Genomic DNA, 17,889 nt, shown 5'->3' with positions numbered 1-17,889 from the left:
GGGTGGTCATGCGGTGATGTCGAACTCGTCCTGAACTGGAGCACCCGAGCGGCACGACCAGGGTGAGCAGCCGTCCGGCTCTCCCAGCTCCAGCTCGGCCTCGGCTTCAGCCAACGTGTCGGAGAGGTTGTTCTGAGCGGCTGCGCGTTCGTGCGCGGTGACGTGGTCAATGGGAGCCTCGGACAGGGGCACCCGGCTGCGGTGGAGGAACGCGGTGCCCAGCAGCGGCTTGCCGTCGGCGTTCGCTCGCGCGTTGCCGGCCCGGATCGCGGCATCGAACTCCACCACGTCCGCCCACTCCTCCGGGCTGCCGTCTCGCAGGGCCCGCCACTGGGCGTTGCCGTGGTACGGGCACCCCAAGCACGCCGACTTCGGCGTCTGGCCGAAGCCACGCTCGCGCAGGAAGCGCTGGCAGTCGGCGCGGGACAGGCCGAGGTCGATCAGCGGGAACCGGTTGTGCATGTACGCGACGTCGGCGTCCTTGGCCCGGTGGAACTCATCGGTGCTGATGCCGATCCACTGCTCGACAAAGACACTCTTCGGAATCCGCCGGGGATAGGGGTAGCCGAGGAGTTCGCGGACCTGGATCTTGATCGGCCGGACCTTGTACTGGCCCGTGCACTGGCGCCGTGACATGCCTTTCCCGCCATCGGCGTTGAGAATGTGCAAGGGCATGGACGCGAACCGCGTGCCGGGGTCCAAGGCGTCGTTGCGGATGTTGCCGGAGGAGACCCGCAGGATCGGGATCCCCGCGGGCCGGGCGACTTCGCGCTCGATCCGGTCGAGGTGCTCGTAGACCGCGCGGGGCTCCCAGCCGGTGTCGGCGAAGATCGCCGCGTCCAGTGCCGGCAGGCGGCCTTCGGCGGCTAGCAACAGGAGGCTGGTCGACTGGACGCCGGCGCCCAGGCTCAGTACCCGCAGGGTCGGGACCGTCATGACGCCGCCTCGAAGTCGTCGCGGCCGAGCTTCTTGGCCAGGGCCCGTCGGGTGATGGCCGCAGTGGTTGCGGCCGACGCGGGGGCGATCTGCTTCGCGGAGGGTTCCTTGTACCAGGGACGCAGGTTGAGCATCGCGGCGCGGATGCCGGTGGCGAACAGCAGTGCCTTGCCCTTGGGCAGGGCTCGGATCGCGTCGGGGGGCAGGATCCGCTCGGTGCGCATCGACACCGAGGTGGACTTGCCCGACTCCGAGGTGCTGACCGAGGTGGTCTGGACGTCGTGGTCGCCGATCATGCGGGAGAGCCGGTCGGCGAAGTCGGCGTCGTCGATGCCGCTACCGATGATCTTGATGGTGGCGGCGGACCACAGGGCGTCCATGCCGGCCTCGCCCCAGCACTTCTGACCCTGCCGGTAGGACTGCAGGATGGTCATCGGGATGACCCCGCGCGAGCCCAGGTGGGAGTAGAGGTCGGGGAGGTCGGAGATCCGGCAGACGTTGGCGGCTTCGTCCAGGACGCACAGAGCGGGTGGGTCGAGTCGGCCTCCGGAGCGTTCCGCGACGACGACGGCGGCGCGCATGACGGCGTCGGCGGCAGCGGCGATAATTGCGCTGGCGGAGCCGCCGCCGTCCTTGCTGAGCAGGTACAGCGTGTCGCGGGAGGTGGCGAACTCGGCCGGCTTGAACTGCGGCAACCCCCTGGCGGGGGTGACCCAGGCGGCGACGTCGGGGTCGAGGAGGCAGCTCGCGTACTGCCGCGCGGTCTCGTAGATACCGTCACGGGTCTCGGTCGCGCCGGAGACGGTCCCCTGGAGTTGGGCGGCGACCGCGTCGTGGCCGGCGTCGATGAGCAGATCCACCGGGGTGCGGTCTGCAGGGGAGGCGAGCCAGGCCAGGGCATCGGTGATGGGGCGGCGGTGGGAGGCAGCGGCGAGGAACAGCGCCGCGAGGGTATTGGACGCGGCGGTGGACCAGAAGTCGGAGCCAGCGGACTCGTCCACGGAGGCGGCGACGAAGTGCCCGGCCAGGCGTTTGGCGCCGGCGAGGTCGCGGGCGTCGGCGAGGATGTCCCACCACATGCGGCGGGGGTGGTGGGCGATCTGCTGCGGGTCCAGCGTCCAGATCCTGCCCACCGCCGCGCGGGCGTCGACCGTGGCGGTGAAGGCGTCGTTTGCGGCCTTGTTGGAGGTCAGCAGGACGGGTCCGGGGGCGGCGAGGATCGCGGGGATCGCGAGGCCGCTGGTCTTGCCGGAGCGGGGGGCCATGATGGCGAGGAGGACGTCCTCCCAGGACGCGCGGACCTCGGCTCGGCCGGGGGCGAGGGTGCCGAGGAGGATGCCGCGGTCAGCAGGCGTGACCTCTTTTACGCTCCCGGTCGGCGAGGCTCGGCCGCAGGCTGCGGGCCTTGGCGGTGATCTCCTTGCCCATCAGGGGCGCGAGGTCGGCTTTGCGCGCCAGGCCGTCGGCGGCGCCGTGTATCCGCAGCCAGAGGACACCGCTGGCTGTCAGGAGGCTGAGGGTGAGCATGCCGGGGGCGATCCGTGCGCCGAGAAGCAGGGCTGTCGGGCTCAGGTGGGGCCACAGGGCCTGCGGGTGGAGCAGGGCGTCGGAGGGCCGGTAGGAGGCCCAAGCGCCCGTGCCGGCAAGGGCGTTGGTGAGGTTGCCGGTGAGCCAGGCCAGGGTGCCGAAGGCGAGGGCGGCGACTATGCCGAACAGGAGGTAGAGGAGTGCGTCGGTGCCAGTGGTGGTCGAGGGCGCGCGGGTACGCGGTGAAGGCATTGCCGAGTCCAGGGGGTCAGGGGGCGAGGGGCGATCGATCGGGCGGTATTGCGGCGGGCTCTTCTCCAGGTCATCGGGGCTGCTCCTAGCGGGTGCGGCGTGGGCCATTCGAGGCGGGAAGGGCTGGCCCGGTAGGTGTGGGGGAAGCAGGGTCAGCGGTTTGCGTGCCGGCGGCGGGTGAGGTCCGCGTTGCCGCGGCCTGTTGGCGCCTCAGACGCTCGGCGTGATCGGTGTCCAGGGCCTGGCGTGACAGGAGCATCGGGTCCAGCGAGACGTCGAACCCGGCGCGCAGCAGTGCCTCGGCCGCCCGGGTGGCCCGTGCGGTGCTCTCCTCCCACGAGAAGTGGCCGCTCAGAACGAGACGGGTGGGGCCGGGGACGAAACCGTGCGCGTGCAGGATCTGGTGCGCGTTCTCCGTGAGTGCTCGCGGGGCCGCGGCGAAGATCCCGTCGTCGTAGCCGATGTCGATGTCCGAGGTCGAGGCGGCATTCGGGTGCGGCGCACGGCGGGCCTCCCGTACTGGCGCGGCGGCGGCCGGTCGGCGCCAGGCGGCGAGGCGGATGTTATGGGCCATCGCGGCGCCGATCGCCTCGCCGATGCTGCCGTAGTGCTCCTCCATGGCTCCTCCGTATTCACCAAATTCACCAAGTGCGGGGCTTAGCGTGGGCGGGTTCGGGAAGCGGCGTGAGCTGGGCCGTCGTTGCGGCTCAGGGGGCGACGTAACGCGTCCGGCTCACGCCGCAACCTCCAAGGTGAGACTGTCGGCGAGGCCAGCGAGTCGGCCGTGTGCTGCAGAGGCGCTGTCGGCGGTGACGATGGCGAAGCCGACGCGTGCGGTGGCCAGGTTGCCCTCCGGCGGCAGGGCCACCTGTTCGCCGACCTCGCGCAGCCAAGTGACCTGGTGCAGCCACGGGTTCGCCGGCCCCGGCTCGGTGGCGAGGGCGCGTGCGGTGAGGGTGCCGGTGGCCGGCGGGTAGAAGATGCTGATCGCGGCGGTGCGGCGGGCCGTGGGGGTGAGCGAGGGGGCGCGTCCGGCGGCGATGTCGGCGGCGATACGGGGCAGGTCAAGGCCGGTGGCGAGGTGGACGAGCTTGCCGATCAGGTCGCCGCCGATGCGGGCGTTGACCTCGATGATCCGCGGCCCCGTCGGGGTGAGGCGCATCTCGACGTGCTGGACGCCGTCGGTGATGCCCAGCGCCCGTACTGCTTGGGCGGCGATCGGCCCCACCTGGTGCAGGAGGGGGTCGTCGGCGGTGACGGTGTGGCCGGTCTCCTCGAAGTAGGGGGCGAAGCCGACCTGCTTGCGGGTGACGGCCAGCGCGGTCGTGCGCCCGCGGGCGGTGGCGCATTCGACGCTGATCTCGGGGCCGTCGAGGTACTCCTCGACCAGGACGCCGTGGCCCTCGGGCCCCTGCTTGCTCGCGCCACCCGCGGCGAAGTCCCAGGCGGCGGCGAGGTCTTCGGGCCGGTCGACGCGGATGACGCCGATGCTCCCGCCGTGGCTGGCGGGCTTGAGGACGACCGGGAAACCGGTCTGTGACGCCGCAACTGTCGCCTCTTCGAGGGTGTCCACGCGGGTGGAGGTCGCCGAGGGCACGCCGTGCTCGGTGAACAGGCGGCGGCCGGCGGCCTTGTTGCGGGCGGCGAGGGTCGCGGCCGGTGCGGTTCCGGGCAGGTCGAGCAGGGCGGCGAGCGTCGCGGCGGACAGCAGGCTGTACTCGTCCCAGGTCAGCACGCCGGCCACGGGGTGGCGCGCGGCCAGGGCCTGCCCGGCGGCGACGACCGCGGCGGGGTCGTGGGGGTCGGCGACCTCGTGGTCGACGACCAGGTGCTGCTGCCGGCTCGGCGGCTTGGCGTCGATGAGCGCGACGTCGTATCCGGCGGCGACGTGCTCCAGGCAGTAGCCCCGGTACACGGGGTCGGATCCACCGACGACGACGAGCAGCGGGCTGGTGGTGCGGGCCATGGGAATGCCTCCAGAGGGCGGGAGACGGACGGCGGGAAGAGAGAGCGGAAGGGGCGCAGCGGTCGGGAGGACGCCGGTCAAGGTGCGTCCACCGGCTGGACCGGCTCCCTGCGGTGCGCAGCGAGGACGCGTGAGGGCGGCGGTTCGCAAGCGGCGCGGTGGCGGCGCAGTCCGCGGAAGCAGGCGGTGAGCACCACGCCCTGGCCGGCGGCGCAGGCCAGCAGCAGGTGCGGAAGCCCGCTCGCGGGAACGACTGCGACCAGGGCTCCGGCCACCGGCAGCGGCAGCAGCACCACGATGATCGTCACTGCCAGGGTTGATCCGAACGCCGTCGCCGGGATGAGCCGGGCGCGCAGGGTCCGCAGCACCACGGTCAGCGCGCCCTCGGCCGCCATGAGGACCGCGACGGCAGCGGTGTAGGCGGCGAAGCCGGGAGCCAGGGCGACACCGAAGCAGGCGAGGGTGGATACCGCGGCGGCCACGGCGCCGACCGGCCACACCGACCAGCGGTCGATGGCCTTCCGGGCGGCGATCACGGTGAGCAGGGAAGCGACGGCCGCCGCGCTCCACACCGCGCCGACGGAGGCGGTGGAGTAGCCGAAGCGGTGGATGACGGTGATCGGGGCGGCGGCCTGGAGCACTCCGCTGGCCAGGTTGGAGGCGGCGAGCCCGCCGATCAGCCAGGCCAGAGCCGGAGTTCGGCGCAGGGTCCGCCATCCCGTCAGGAGGCTGCTCGGCGCATGCTGTGCGTCCGCGGGGACGCTGTCGCCTGGCGTTGCGGCGGCTGCGGTCATCGCCAGCAGCGCGACCACGGCCAGCAGCACGCTCGGCCCGGCGAGTAGCAGCACACCGCCCAGCAGCGGGCCGACGAGCACGGCGCCCTGGTCGATCCCGGTCTGCGCGGCCTGCACACGGTGCGCCTGGTCGCCCAGATGCCGGCCGGCTTCTGCGGCGAGGGTCTCCACCGCGACGAACGAGACCTCGGCCAGCAGCCCGGACACCGCGCCGAAAGCGAGGACAACCGTCGTTGTCGCGGTTCCTGCGCCGGGGAGGACGGTCAGCAGGCCGGCAGCCAGGGCGACCATGGTGGCGCGGACGAAATTGGTGTAACGGAAGACGTGGCCGGCGCCGAAGCGGTCGGCCAGCGACCCGGCGAAGGTGAAGGCCGCCAACCGCGGCGTCCACTCCAGCAGGAAGGCGATCCCGGTCAGAGCGGTGGAGCCGGTGGTGAGCAGGACCAGCAGCGGGATCGCGTAGGTGGCGGTGGTGCTGGCCAGCGCGTCGGCGGCCCTCGCCAGGTAGAGGGGCGCCAGGCCGCCGGAGCAGCGTGGGTCGGGCGTGAGGCGCATCGCCGCTCACCGGGTCCGGGGAGCGGAGTTGCGCGCCGGGCCGGCGGCGGGCGCCTCGCCCGGCGCCGGGGAGGAATGGCTCCTTACGGCGGGCGCCTGGGTGGCGGCGGGCGAGGTGGCCAACGCGGCGCTGCGGGCGTCGTGCACGGCAGCCGACCGCGCCGCTGCCTGCTCGTGCGCGGGAACAGCGACCCGGCGCAGTTCTTCGTCTGCGCCGAGGAGTTCGTCCTGCGCGGCGGTGAGGAACTCGGAGGCGAACCCGAACCGGTCGGCGAGCTGGTACGCCTCGTCGTCCAGATCGGTGATCTGCTCCCCGGCCGCCTCCAGCGCCTCCCGCACCCGCTCCACGACCCCGTGCTCGGCGTGCAGCAGCGGGGCCAGCGCGTCCGCCAGCTCCGCACCGCTTTCCGCGCCCCGGATCCGGTCAGTGACCGCCAGGAGCTGGCCGCCGAGGGACTGCGGGTCGCCGGGAGCGGTGTCGAGAACGGGGTCCAACTCGACGGTGTACCGGGCGGCGCGGAGCATCTGCGCGGCATGGGAGGCGACAGCCGCCTGCTCTTCACGTCCCATGGAGGTGGGCAGTCGGTGGCGGGGGCCGTGCCAGCCGTTCGCGTAGGCGAATCCGGCGTGGGTGAGGAGGGATTCGGCAAGGCTGTCGCCGCCGCGGGCCACGACGGCTCCGCTCGGCTCTGCGGCGATGGTGACGGTGCGCGGCATTGACTTCTCCGGTAGAGGGAGCGTGAGAGTGGGGGAGGCCGGCAGGTGGCCGAGTTCTGCGGCGATGCGTCGGCATTCGGTCTGCAGGTGGAAGGCGTCGCGGTAGGCGTTGTGCAGGCTGCCGTCCTCGCGGGCGAGGGTCGCCACGATGTGCACTTGGCGGGGCTGGTTGCGCAGGGCGATCCAGCGGCAGGCGTCGGGGTCGCCACCGGGCGCGACGGTGACCCCCACGACCCGGCGGGCGACATCGGCCCACTGGGCGTCGCTCAGATCGCGTTGGCGGGGATCGGAGCGGACCGAGCAGACCCACACCGGCCGCGCCGACGCGCCGGTGCCGAGGCGCTCGACGGGCGCGTCCAGGGCGTGGGCGAGGTAGGGCAGGTTGTCGGAGTAGGTGAGCAGGTCGACCGGGGCGCCATGGCAGTCACCGCCCACCAGACGGGGGTTGCTCTGGTCGCCGCGCTCGCCCGGCCCGTAGAGGTAGGCGAGTAGGCCGGCGGTGTTGCTGGCGCGCTGGAGGTGGGCGATCACGGCTTGACCTCGGGTAGGGAGCGAAGGGTGGGACCCGTGGTGGGGCTTCCGGGTGATGAGGATCCGCAGATTCCGCGATTTGGACCCTCCGGAGAGCGGTGGTAGAAGCCCGCGCCTTCGTCATGCCGACGAGTGGAGTCCGTGGTCGTGGGCGATATTCACGCAGGCCGAGCGGGCGAAGCCGGAGTCGCCGTGCAGCCCGGCCCAGCGGCCGTCCTGGCGGATGACGGTGGCGACGATGTCGAGCCCGTCGGCCTGGTGCGCAGCGCCACCCAGCGGCAGGCGGCCGGGTCGTGTCCGGTTCGATGCCGATACCGTCCAGGACCTCGCGCGTCAGCTCGAACCAGTCGTCGTCCAGCTCGACCGTGGTGGTGGTGCGGATCGCGCAGTGCCATGTCAGCCGCCGGCCGGAGGGTGTCCGGTACGTGGTGTGCATGGCCTCTGGCTCGTCGAGCACGGCTGCGAGCAACGGCGGGAGATGTCGTCCTGGGCGGTCAGTTCGGGCGACCAGGCGGTGAGCAGGTGCGGCTGGAAGTCGGGCTCGCCGCCGGGAAGTTGGGCGAGCAGCTCAGTGGTGCTCGGTGCGCCACACGTTGCAGCGCAGGGGCACTGGGGCATGACGGATCCGCATCCGCGGCCAGGGGCCAAGGGGTCAGCCGGTGCCCCGCCCGGGGCGGGGCACCGGGCTCAGAAATACGGGTTCTCCGTTGGCCGATCGGCGTCGGTAGCCGCGTCGAGCAGCTCGGCCAGATCGCCGGGCTCGGAGGACCGCTGATCGATCCACCACCCCGCTCGGGTGATGGTCCTGGCCTTGTCCTCCATCGCCTCCCATTCGGTTTCGGTGGTATCGCCCTCCGAGACGAGGGCGGTGTAGGCGGCGGCCAGGATCTGGTGCCGGCAGCGGATACCCCGGGGGACCGCGCGGTCGGTGCCCTCCAGGGGAGGCATCGCGTACTGGGCTGACCAGGCTTCGGACTCCGCCTGCTCCTTGGCGCGCTTGTTCTTCAGCCACTCCCGCGTGCTTGCGGCGTCGCTCTGGTGGGCGTCTTTCCAGCAGTCGGTGCACGGACGCTCGGTCAGCCAGCGGGCGAGCCCTGCGCGCTCGTCGGCACGCCGGTCCCCGAGGTCCTGCTCGGCAATGTGCCCGCAGGAGTGGGTGATCTGGTACATCGTCTTCACGGCCATGAGGGCTCTTCCTTCGCAGGGGCTGGGGCGTCAGCGGGTGCGGGAGAACGCCACGCGCGGGTCCACCGGCCGGGAGACCGAGGCCGGGGTGGCGGGCGGGGGGACCGGGGGTGTGCCGGGCAGGCCGGCGCGAGCGGGACTGGCAGCCAGCGCGGCAGCGCTCAGGGAGGGCAACCGGCGCGCGGGAGCGTCCGGGCTGCGCTCCCGGGGAGCCGGCCTGGTCGGTGCGGGCGGACGCCGCGCGGTGACATCCCGGGCGAGGGCGGGCTGCGCGGCCACCTGGAGGTCGGCACGGTGCATCGCCGCGGTGGCCTGGGCGACCTGGCCGAGAGCCTTGTCGCGCCCGGTGGCGGGTGGCAGCACGTAGATGTCAAGGCCGGGGTAGGGCTGCCAGCCGTGTTCTTCCAGGAGCTGCTTGCCGGCGACTGCGCCGTCGGTGGTGGCGGCGATGATGCCGAGCTGGGGGTGGTCGGCGAACGCGATGTCGGGCTCGACGCGCTGGGACAAGGTGGCGGTGGGAACCGGCTCTGGGGCTGCGGGAAAGGTGTCGAACTCGGCGTCGACCTGGACTCGGTAGTTGGCCCGGCGCAGGAGGTCGACGGCGCGGGTGGCACGGCCCGGTCCGTCGCGCTGCTGATCGGCCAGTGCGTACAGGTCGGGGTGGCCGGGGACAGGGTGGAAGTCGAACCCGCGGAGCATCCAGGCGCTCGCAGAGAGGTGTTTGGGGTTGGCGGCGACTATGCCGAAATCGGGGTGGCGGCCGACCGCGATGTCGGGGAGCGGGTCTTCGAAAGGAGGCATGGCGAATCTGTTCGGGGCAGGTAGCTACAGCGGGACCAGTGAGGGCGGAGGGTCTGCGGGTGCTGATCATGAGGAGGCATTTCTCCAGGTCGAAGACGGTGGCGACAGTTGGATGAGTCGGTTCAGTGCGTACGTTCGGGCCGGGGCGCAGACGGGGCGGGTGTGGCGGCAGGACAAGCGGGGGTTGATGCTGGACGGCTTCGCTGCGCGGTCGGCGAGAACGCCAGCGCGGCAGCGACGCGGGGCTCCTGCGCGGGTACCGGGTCGGCCTGGTCGCCCCAGGTGGCACGGTGTGACGCCGCGCCGAGTGGAATGCCTGGGGGGGATGGTGCGAAGCCGAGGATCCGGGGGATCGACGGTTTGGCCCGTCCGGGATCCGGTGGTAGGGCCGTCAGCGGGTGCGGCGCTCGGCAGCGGGAAGTTGCGGCGCCGGGGCTGGCGCGGGGCGGCCGTCGCTCCCTGTGCCTTGGTCGAGGACCAGTTCAGCGCGGCCCGCACGCGATCGGTGTCCGTCAGCATTCGGGTGCGATCCGGTTGGCGGAGTGCGGGTCGGGGACGGGCATGGTGGTGTCGGGGTTGCTGATGTAGTCGGCGGCGACAGCGTTGGGCACGTAGCCCAGTACCGCGGTGGCGAACTCGCTGCGGGAGCCCAGCCGACTGCGGCCGACGTCGACCAGGCGGCGCAGGGTCCGCAGGATGGTCGCGGTGGAGACGTCGACGGTCGCGACCGTCCGGCGGGCGGCGGTGCAGGGCGTCAGGGGTTGAGGGAGGGAAGCGTGTCGACCGTGATCCACCGGCGCCACCGGCCGGCGACGTGGAGTTCGCCGAGGGAGAGACGGTGGAGGTAGGGGCAGAAGGCGGCGATCGAGGCGTTCGAGCTGGGCCACGGCTACAACATCACTCAGCGCCGCCCATGGTACGAAGACGGTCCGCCGACTCCGTCGGCGGACCGTCACGAAACGTCGAGGCTGATCAATCAACCCTGGCCTCGGAGGAAAACAGATTTCGCGCCGAGGGGCGGGAGTAATTTCAGATTGGCGAGCACTTGGTTACTTACGGTGCAAAGGGGTTTCCTCCGAACTCGCGGTCGTACGTGGAAAATACGCCGACCGGTGTCTCGATAGTCATGCGCCAGGGGCTAAGGAACGGAATCCTACGAGCAATTGAACAGCCGCCCGCCAGGAAGGAGGAGAGCAGCGGCCCGAGAGTCTCGATGGTTACCGAACCGAAGATCCATCCATCCAGCCGCACCTCTACCTGGTGGGGTTCGCCGTAGCCGAAGACCGTGAAGTAACGGTTCCGATCCCGGCCGGACTCCTCCCATTCCAGCCAACCTCCAAGGCTGGTAGTCCTGGTCTCGCAGACTTCAGGCTGGACATGCGCCTTTCCTAGAGAATCGTTGACAAGGTTCTCCCATGAGGCGGCTGCACTGCTATTCACAGCAAGCGCCCATGCCAAGAGACCCCATCATGTGCCCGCCCCCAATGGCCGTTGAGATCGATCAGTACATGGCGCCGGCGGTGCAGTAGGCGTTGGCATTGCCGATGGCGACGAGGCCGTATCCCGACGGGTCGTCCCGGAGTCGAAGCCGAGTTCCGGCGGCAAGTGCTCCCAGGCGATCCCGGCATGCGGCACGAACAGGACGCCCTGGAAGGCCAGCGGGCCCGGATGACGTCTACGTCGCGGGGGCCACTTCTGGCGCTCGACGTCGGACAACAGCACCGTGCCCCCGAACGATCGGTCCTGGAGCGATCTCACCATCTCGAAGATCATTTCGTCCGGAGTCTGAGGCCGTGGCGTTCGGATCGGGGTCGCCTTCGGCGGGAATTCCTGCCCATCGCCCACCCCTGTCGCCTTCTCTCCGTCGTCGCCGACGCCCAGAGAGGGCGGTCACCATCAAAATTGTACCGAGCACAACGCCGTACACCAGAGCACCAGAAGCTCCGACTGCGCCAAATTCCATCAGAAAGATCGTTGCGCCTCCGACCGCCCCTGCCGCCACCGGGTGCTCGGTCGCCCACTTGCGTGTCCGTATCCGCGGAGCTGGCCGCTCTCGCGGAAGCCCGCCGGGACCTCGTTCGCCAGGAGACTGACGTCGCCTACCACCTGGGGCGCCTGCACCAGCTCACCGATGGCCGCACTCCCTCCGACGCCGCGCTACTGGAACGCCTGGAACGAGCTGTGCGCCACCTCGCCGAAGCCGTTGTCCGGCGCAACTGGAACCAGGTCGCAGCGTCCTCCCTGCTGGAGCGGCTGGAGAAGGCGGCGCCCCCATCTTCCGAGGTGGAGGTGCCGGACCTTTCGGCACCGGGCGTCGCCCACTGCTGGCCGTAGCGCGCGGCGCAAAACTCCATCAGAACTTGGTCATCCAGCGGCTGTCGGTGGTGACCGCCTCCGGAGCATGGCTGCCCTTCTCGGCCGTGCAGCGGTTGGAGAAGGCCGGCCTCATCGAGATCGACCGGGCGCATCCGCTGCACGCCGGCCAGCCGGTCGCGCTGACCGCTCTCGGCCGCCACGCCCTCAGGCCGATCGCCCGCCCCGGCCGCCTCACCGCGCGGCGGCGCGCCGTTCCCGACCGCCTTCCGCCGCTGACCGGAGACGCGATTCACCCCCTCACCAACCACCAGGACCACTGGGCCCCCGGGCAGCCGTCGTTCCGACAACTCCTGCGCCAAGCCGCCGAACTCGTAGAGATGCTGAGGCCCCAGGACCACGACCACGCGCCCCCCGGGCTTGGAGAGCCGACGGAAGCGCGCCTTCGGCCCGTACACCGCCGTCCTGCAAGCGGCACAAGAGGTGGCGGTGACGCGGGCCAGACTGACCTCCCTACCCCCCACGTGCCGACCCTGGGCGCCGAGCTTCGAGGACTGCTTTCCCGGCAGACCGAACGCGGCAACGCAACATATCGGGCACTGTCGATGCTGCTGGGCGCGCAGCTTGCCGGCAGGCTCCATGCACCCGCTTGCCAAGGAATGCGTCCCTTTCTTCTGCTTCCAGGACATAGGGGGTGATACCGGCTATCGGGTGGCGCCACTGAGCACTGCGAGCAGGCTCTGGGCGAGCAGTGTCCCCAGCCTGTAGTTGCCGCCTCGCCCCCGGCGCGGATCAGGGAGTCGGTTCGGTCCGGCGCTTGCGGCTGCATCGCGAGTTCAGACTGCCTGGCAGGCAGCTGTAGCCGTTCGGCGTCCGCCTGGTGGCGCTGGAGAATATCGATCAGGGAGGATGGCACGCGGACGACCCCGTTCTTGAACAAAGGCGTAGAGAACCTTGATCATCGGAGGCCCCGTTCGTCTCGTCCAGACGTGGACAAGCAACCATCAGGGTGTGTTCGTAGACGAGTTGCTCGTCTCGCCGCGCGGGAACGCACGCGCCCCGGAGCCTCGCCCGGCGCCACAGTCAGGCCGCGGGCCCACCGGCAAACAGCCACGAACCCAGAATCCTCCGTCGATTCCCCCCGACGGACCGTCCCGAAAGATCGAGGCTATCCTCTTCGTATGAGACACAGGGGTAGTCCGAGAGAGCGCTTCGCCCGTTGGAAGAAGGATCTACCGCTTCCAGAGCTACTTGCGACAAATCGGACGCGGCACCCGGATCCCGTGCGTGACACCCTAGCCTTGGGTATATGGCCTGTTTCGCTGCTCGTGGTAGCGGTGGGGCCTTTTGGCTGGTTGTGGTGGCAGCGCCTTCTTGCTTTTTTGGGAGCAGTGGTACTGGGGGTTTATCCGACGCTGATTTTCATCGGCTACTGGAGGATTAGCCGCCGTCGAAAATCCGGTTGAGTCGCCCGTGGGAAAGCTGGCTGAGGTTTTCTCGGAGAAATGATCTGCGCGAGCCAGTGTAAGGCGCTCGTGAGCGGTCGGATCAACCAGTGGGACCTCGGATGCGGGTAGACGCAAAGCCTGCGGAGGGCGGTTCTGTCGCACAAGATCGTCCGTTCCGACACCGGAGGCTTCACGTTGCTCACCTATGCTGCCACGCTCGATGTCCCGCGTACGCCGTCGAGTTCCGTGCCCGGCTGCTGGCGGACCATCGGCGGCGGGTGTTCGTCGGGACACTCAGGACCCACAGGGGATTCCCGTACCCGATGCGAAAGCGCTCGACTGGATGGGCCCAGTCGAGCGCTTTACCTATGCAACAGTTGAAACCATTAGGGTCTATATGATTCGCCCTCGGGACGACCTGTACCCATATCGATATCCTGGGGCCCAATTGGTGTGACTGTAACGTACGTGAGAGTACGTGCGGAGATAGTCAAGGCCGGTGGCTGCGAGGCTTACTTCCCAGCCAAAAGTGTGGGCTTGAAGCCTACCAAATCTTGACCACCAGCTTGGGCGTGCGTGCCTAGCTGTCGTTCGGCACCATCGATTGCAAAATCGACCGAATGCTTTACCGGTTGTCCAGCCTCTGCCGTAGCCACCCCAGGCATCTTCGACCGCTCTTTTATACCTCTTGTGCCTGAGGTCATTGGGGACGGAGGCAGTCGAACGGTAGCTGAAGAACCCGACAGTCCCCCAGAATGCCTTGTGCCAGCCCCATTGGCCGTTGAGGTCGTAGCAGTTGATGGGGTCGGCGGTGCAGTAGTCGTAGGCGTTGGCGCTGCCGCCGGGGACGGGGTCGGTCTGGAGGAAGCGGCCGGTGGTGGGGTCGTAGAGGCGTGCGCCCATGAGGGTGGCGCCGGTGACGGTTTCCGAGGAGCGTTGTTTGCCGCCGAGCCAGCCGTAGCGGGTGGTGGCTGTGCCGGGTTCGGGGTTGCCGAACTCGTCGTAGGCCAGGGCTGTGGGCGCCACGGTGGTGTCGAGCGGGAGTTGGACGGTGACGTCGCCGTGGATGTCGGTCAGTTGCAGGACGGTTCCGCCCGTGGCGGTGGTGGTGGCGTCGAGGTCGCCGTCGATGCCTTGGACGTCGCGGGTGATGGTGCCGTTGGTGTCCTCGGCGGTCCAGTCGGGGTCGTCGGAGTCGGAGCCGTAGTGGTTGGTCTTGGTGCCGGTCTGGGTCCAGGTGCCGGCGGTGTTGGTCTCGGTGGTCCAGGAGGCGAGGCGTTGGGCGGGGTCGAGGGTCCAGGTCTGGCGGTTGGTGCCGGCGGTGTTGGTCTGCTGGTGGACGAGGTCGTTGGTGTAGTAGCCGATGGTGGCGCCGGTGGCCTGGGTGGTGGTGCGGCCGAAGGCGTCGTAGACGGTACCGGTGGCTTCCAGGCGGTCGGCGCTGTCGTAGGCGGTCGTGGTGGTGGTCGCGCCGGTGGAGGTGCAGCCGGCGGCGGGGTCGCTCACGGAGGTGGCCAGGCTGGTGCGGTTGCTGTTGGCGTCGAATCCGTAGGTGCGGCGGGCGCAGGTGGAGTCGGGGGCGGTGTCGTCGGCCTGGGTCAGCCGGCTTGCCGCGTCGTAGGTGTAGGCGCGGGTGCGGGTCTGGCCGGCGGTGTCGGTGTCGGTGACGACCTGGCCCTGGACGGACTGGTCGGTGGTGTCGGAGGCGACGACAGTGCTGTCGCTGTCGCGGGTGTAGACCTTCGAGGTGGTGGCCCCGGTCTCGTCCTGAGCTGTGGTCAGGGTGTAGCCGCCGGGCAGGGCCTCGGTGGTGAGGTTGCCGTCGGAGTCGTAGGTGGCGGCGAAGGTCCCGGCGACGGAGTCCGTTCGGGAGGTTTCCAGGCCGCGGGGGTCCTTGGCGGTGTCGTAGGTGTAGGTGGTGGTCGACGGCGCGGAGTCGGTGGTGCTGGTCGGCCGGTCGAGGGCGTCGTAGGCGGTGGTGGCGGTGTTGCCGCTGCCGTCGCTGTAGGAGATCTCGCGGCCGAGGGCGTCGTAGGTCTCGGTGATGGTCCGGCCGCCGGCACTGGTGGTGGCCGTCCGCCCGGTGGCGGGGTCGTAGGTGGTGGACTGGTCAGGGACCGCGGTGCCCAGTCCGCCGGTGACCGAAGTCGTCAGCAGACGCCCGGCCGCGTCATAGGTGCTGGTCGTGGTGCGGCTGGTGCTGCCCGAGGTGTCGGTGGTGGTGGCGGTGTTGCCCCACCGGTCGTACGTGGTAGTGGTGGTGGGCAGCTGACCTGGGTTGGTGCCACCGCCGGTGATGGCGCCCGCGGGGCCGACCGAGCAGACCAGGTCGGCCCATTCGGGATGGCCGTTGCAGGCGCCGGTGCCGGTGGCCGACCAGTACGTGGTCACGGTGGCGCCGGCGTCAGTTCCGTTGGACTTGGGCAGGGTGGTCTTGGTGACGCGTCCTTGGGAGTCGTAGGACGTGGTCTTGGTCAGGTCCAGCCCCGCGGGGTCGGTGACCGTGGTGGTGGGCAGGCCCTTGACCCAGTCGTAGCCGGTTGTGGTGGTGCGGGTGTCGGCGTCGGCCGGGTAGCCGGTCACAAAGGCGCCGACGGTGGTGGCAGTGATCTGGTTCTCCACCGTGGCGGTGCCGTCGGTGGGGCGGCCCTGGTCGTAGGTGTTGGCGGTGTGCTGCCGGGCCGGGACGGTGGTGCCGGCCGGCAGGTCGGTGCCGCCTGCGGGCGCGGCCAGCGTAGAGGTCAGGGTGACCTGGTGCAGGGGGCCGTACTCGTCGGTCTCGCGCAGCCCGTCCGCGGAGTACACCGACGTGGTGGACAGCTGCTCGGCCCGGTCGGCGGTCGTGAGCCCGTCGATGTCGAGCATCTTCAACTCGTCCAGGCCCGATCCGCCCGTCGCCAGAGCCAGTTCACGGTTGGCGGCGGTCAGTTCCCGGACGGTGTTGCCGTACTGGTCGTACTCGGTGGTGGTGATGTGGCCGCCGGGTGTGGCCTCGTTGACGTCGCGGCCGGAGGCGTCGGTGTAGGTGATCGACGCGCGGGTGTAGTCCCCGGCGGACAGGTCCGTGCCCTCGTGGGAGGACGGGACGGAGTCGGCGGGGAAGATCGCGGTGGCGTCGGCGGGGACGTCGCTCTGACCCCACGCGGCCACGTCCGCCGGGCCCATGGCGTTCGGCGCCGTGCTGCCGGTGAGCGGCACGTCGTAGACGACGCTGGTGGTGGCGGTGCCCCCGTCCTGGGTGTTCTGCGTGCCGGCCTGCAGGGTCGGGCGGGAGGCCGACAGCAGCATCCCGTCCGTGGCCGCATTGCCGTCGTTGCGGTACGTCATCGTCCACGGCAGCTCACCCGGCGGCGTGAGGGTGGTGATCCGGCCCGCGCTGTCGTAGGCGTATGCCGTCTTCAGTGCGGGGCTGATCCGCGGGTCCCACTCCTGCCGCAACTGGCCGGCGGTGTCGTACGCGTACTGGGCCACCACGGAAGACGTCGCTGTGGTGGCGCTCGGGCTGGTGGCCCACTCCTTGATCTGCGCCACCCGGCCGGCGTAGTCGCCGAACGTGGACGACGTGGCGGTGGTGGAGGTGGCGTAGACGAACTGCAGCATCCGGCAGCCGGCCGTCGACGGGGCGGTCTGGCACGTCGCCGCGGACACGGCGCTGGTCGGCGCGATGACGTACGTCGGCCGGGCCAGGGTGGCGCCGTTCACGGTCACCGCCTCGGACACCACCGTGGTGGTGGAGTTCGCCGTCGGCAGGAACGACGCGGACACCTGCCAGGTCGAGGCCGACGAACCGACCTTGGTGAACGTCGTCGTCGTACCGTCCTCGTCCTTCAACGTGAACGAACCGGTCAGGGACCCGGTCAACGTCAGGTCTTCCGCGCCGGGTTCGGGCTTCCACCCGCCGCCCGATGTGGCGGTGAAGCCGGTCTCGTCACCGTCCACGTCCACCACGCCCACCGAGGTGGAGGAGGTCTCGTGGAGGTAGGACCAGTCGGAATCGGTGAGTTCGGCCGTGGTGCCGGAGGTCCACTGGGGGCCGAAGATCGGGTCCTGGCCCTCGGCGTCCGATCCCGCGGTCGGTCGCCGGGAGGAGGCGGTGCGGGTGACGTCCATCCCGAAGCCGGAGGCGTCGGTCGCCGACAGCTCGAAGTCACCGGTCAGGTCGTTCACTTCACCCGGGCCGACGGTGTCGGTCGGAGCCGTGCCCGCGTTGCGGTCCACCGTGACGGTGTGGGGCTGGGTGTAGGCGGTGGTGGTGCCGTCGGTGAACTCCGCCCGGATGTCGACAGGGCTGTCCTCGGGGATCGTGCTGGTGATGTTCCACGTCAGCGCCGCAGGCGAACCGCCGGACACGGCCACGGGCCAGGACGCCACGGCAGAGCCGTCGGAGGACTTGGTCACGTCGCCCACCGGCACATCGTGCCAAGTGTCCATCTCGCCCTGCCGGTACTGGTAGGTCACGCCCGTGTAGGTGTCCTTGCCCGTCGAGGTGAGGCTCACCCGGCGGGCCGGGCGGTCACCGTCCGCGGGCGAGGTCAGCCCGACCGTACCGACCCCGAAGTCGTACTCGGTGGCGGCAGCCGATATGTTGCCCGCCGAGTCGATCGTCCGCGCGTACAACTTGTGCCAGCCCTCAGCCGGGTTGACCGTGACGGTCTCGGGGTCACCCCCGTTGCCGTCCACGGTGTCCCACACCCTGCTGGTCGCGTTCGGATCGTCCAGCCCCCACGCGTAACCCATACCGTCCGTACTGGTCGTACTGAACGTGCACTGCGCCCCACCGGACGCAGCGGTCGTCCACGTGCTCTGCGTGTACGGATCACACGAGATCGACGGAGCGGCCGGCAGACCGGTGTTCATCGCGAAC

At 70.3% G+C, this 17,889-nt stretch carries 11 protein-coding genes and 1 pseudogene; 1 reads left to right on the top strand and 11 read right to left on the bottom strand.

The window, feature by feature from the left end; translation table 11 throughout:
* Positions 1–6 precede the first annotated feature (6 nt).
* From BLR33_RS33495 to BLR33_RS34905, 10 genes and pseudogenes are all read right to left on the bottom strand, one after another.
* On the bottom strand, positions 7–936 hold the full coding sequence (locus BLR33_RS33495; RefSeq protein WP_093788689.1) for an adenine nucleotide alpha hydrolase family protein: 930 nt from the start codon (positions 934–936) through the stop codon (positions 7–9).
* A pseudogene (locus BLR33_RS33490) lies at positions 933–2,715 on the bottom strand (type IV secretory system conjugative DNA transfer family protein). Before BLR33_RS33490 ends, BLR33_RS33495 begins: the two are co-directional and overlap by 4 nt.
* Positions 2,716–2,800: 85 nt before the next feature.
* The gene (locus tag BLR33_RS33480; protein WP_093788683.1) at positions 2,801–3,334 is read right to left on the bottom strand and encodes a hypothetical protein; all 534 of its coding nucleotides are present in this window, start codon (positions 3,332–3,334) and stop codon (positions 2,801–2,803) included.
* A gap of 114 nt (positions 3,335–3,448) precedes the next feature.
* A complete protein-coding gene (locus tag BLR33_RS33475) occupies positions 3,449–4,681 on the bottom strand; it encodes an ATP-grasp domain-containing protein (RefSeq protein ID WP_093788681.1) in 1,233 nt (410 codons plus the stop codon).
* Between the two features lie 77 nt (positions 4,682–4,758).
* Positions 4,759–6,030, bottom strand: coding sequence for an MFS transporter (locus BLR33_RS33470; protein ID WP_093788679.1), 1,272 nt, complete (start codon positions 6,028–6,030; stop codon positions 4,759–4,761).
* A 6-nt stretch (positions 6,031–6,036) separates the two neighbouring features.
* A complete protein-coding gene (locus BLR33_RS36605; protein ID WP_245771844.1) occupies positions 6,037–7,278 on the bottom strand; it encodes a hypothetical protein in 1,242 nt (413 codons plus the stop codon).
* Between the two features lie 687 nt (positions 7,279–7,965).
* Positions 7,966–8,463, bottom strand: coding sequence for a hypothetical protein (locus BLR33_RS33460; RefSeq protein WP_093788677.1), 498 nt, complete (start codon positions 8,461–8,463; stop codon positions 7,966–7,968).
* A 30-nt stretch (positions 8,464–8,493) separates the two neighbouring features.
* The gene (locus BLR33_RS33455; protein WP_093788675.1) at positions 8,494–9,264 is read right to left on the bottom strand and encodes a hypothetical protein; all 771 of its coding nucleotides are present in this window, start codon (positions 9,262–9,264) and stop codon (positions 8,494–8,496) included.
* Positions 9,265–9,776: 512 nt separating this feature from the next.
* The gene (locus BLR33_RS33450) at positions 9,777–10,058 is read right to left on the bottom strand and encodes a hypothetical protein (protein ID WP_093788673.1); all 282 of its coding nucleotides are present in this window, start codon (positions 10,056–10,058) and stop codon (positions 9,777–9,779) included.
* A gap of 259 nt (positions 10,059–10,317) precedes the next feature.
* Positions 10,318–10,722: a hypothetical protein gene (locus BLR33_RS34905; RefSeq protein WP_143031810.1), complete on the bottom strand. Its 405-nt coding sequence runs from the start codon at positions 10,720–10,722 to the stop codon at positions 10,318–10,320.
* A gap of 567 nt (positions 10,723–11,289) precedes the next feature.
* Here BLR33_RS34905 and BLR33_RS33445 point away from each other — a divergent pair.
* Positions 11,290–11,598: a hypothetical protein gene (locus BLR33_RS33445; protein ID WP_093788671.1), complete on the top strand. Its 309-nt coding sequence runs from the start codon at positions 11,290–11,292 to the stop codon at positions 11,596–11,598.
* 1,820 nt (positions 11,599–13,418) lie between these two features.
* Here BLR33_RS33445 and BLR33_RS36850 read toward each other — a convergent pair.
* Positions 13,419–17,762, bottom strand: coding sequence for an RHS repeat-associated core domain-containing protein (locus BLR33_RS36850; RefSeq protein WP_265737065.1), 4,344 nt, complete (start codon positions 17,760–17,762; stop codon positions 13,419–13,421).
* Positions 17,763–17,889 lie beyond the last annotated feature (127 nt).

This window comes from Actinacidiphila guanduensis (assembly GCF_900103985.1).
GTDB lineage: Bacteria > Actinomycetota > Actinomycetes > Streptomycetales > Streptomycetaceae > Actinacidiphila > Actinacidiphila guanduensis.
Note: the sequence above shows the minus strand (reverse complement) of the source record. Positions and strands in the feature narration are given on the sequence as shown.

Bases quoted from the DNA above. Each gene is read 5' to 3' on its own strand.
- BLR33_RS33475 (WP_093788681.1), bottom strand. From the start codon at position 4,681: ATGGCCCGCACCACCAGCCCGCTGCTCGTCGTCGTCGGTGGATCCGAC.
- BLR33_RS33495 (WP_093788689.1), bottom strand. From the start codon at position 936: ATGACGGTCCCGACCCTGCGGGTACTGAGCCTGGGCGCCGGCGTCCAG.
- BLR33_RS33460 (WP_093788677.1), bottom strand. From the start codon at position 8,463: ATGGCCGTGAAGACGATGTACCAGATCACCCACTCCTGCGGGCACATT.
- BLR33_RS33455 (WP_093788675.1), bottom strand. From the start codon at position 9,264: ATGCCTCCTTTCGAAGACCCGCTCCCCGACATCGCGGTCGGCCGCCAC.
- BLR33_RS33480 (WP_093788683.1), bottom strand. From the start codon at position 3,334: ATGGAGGAGCACTACGGCAGCATCGGCGAGGCGATCGGCGCCGCGATG.
- BLR33_RS33470 (WP_093788679.1), bottom strand. From the start codon at position 6,030: ATGCGCCTCACGCCCGACCCACGCTGCTCCGGCGGCCTGGCGCCCCTC.
- BLR33_RS36850 (WP_265737065.1), bottom strand. From the start codon at position 17,762: ATGGGTTACGCGTGGGGGCTGGACGATCCGAACGCGACCAGCAGGGTG.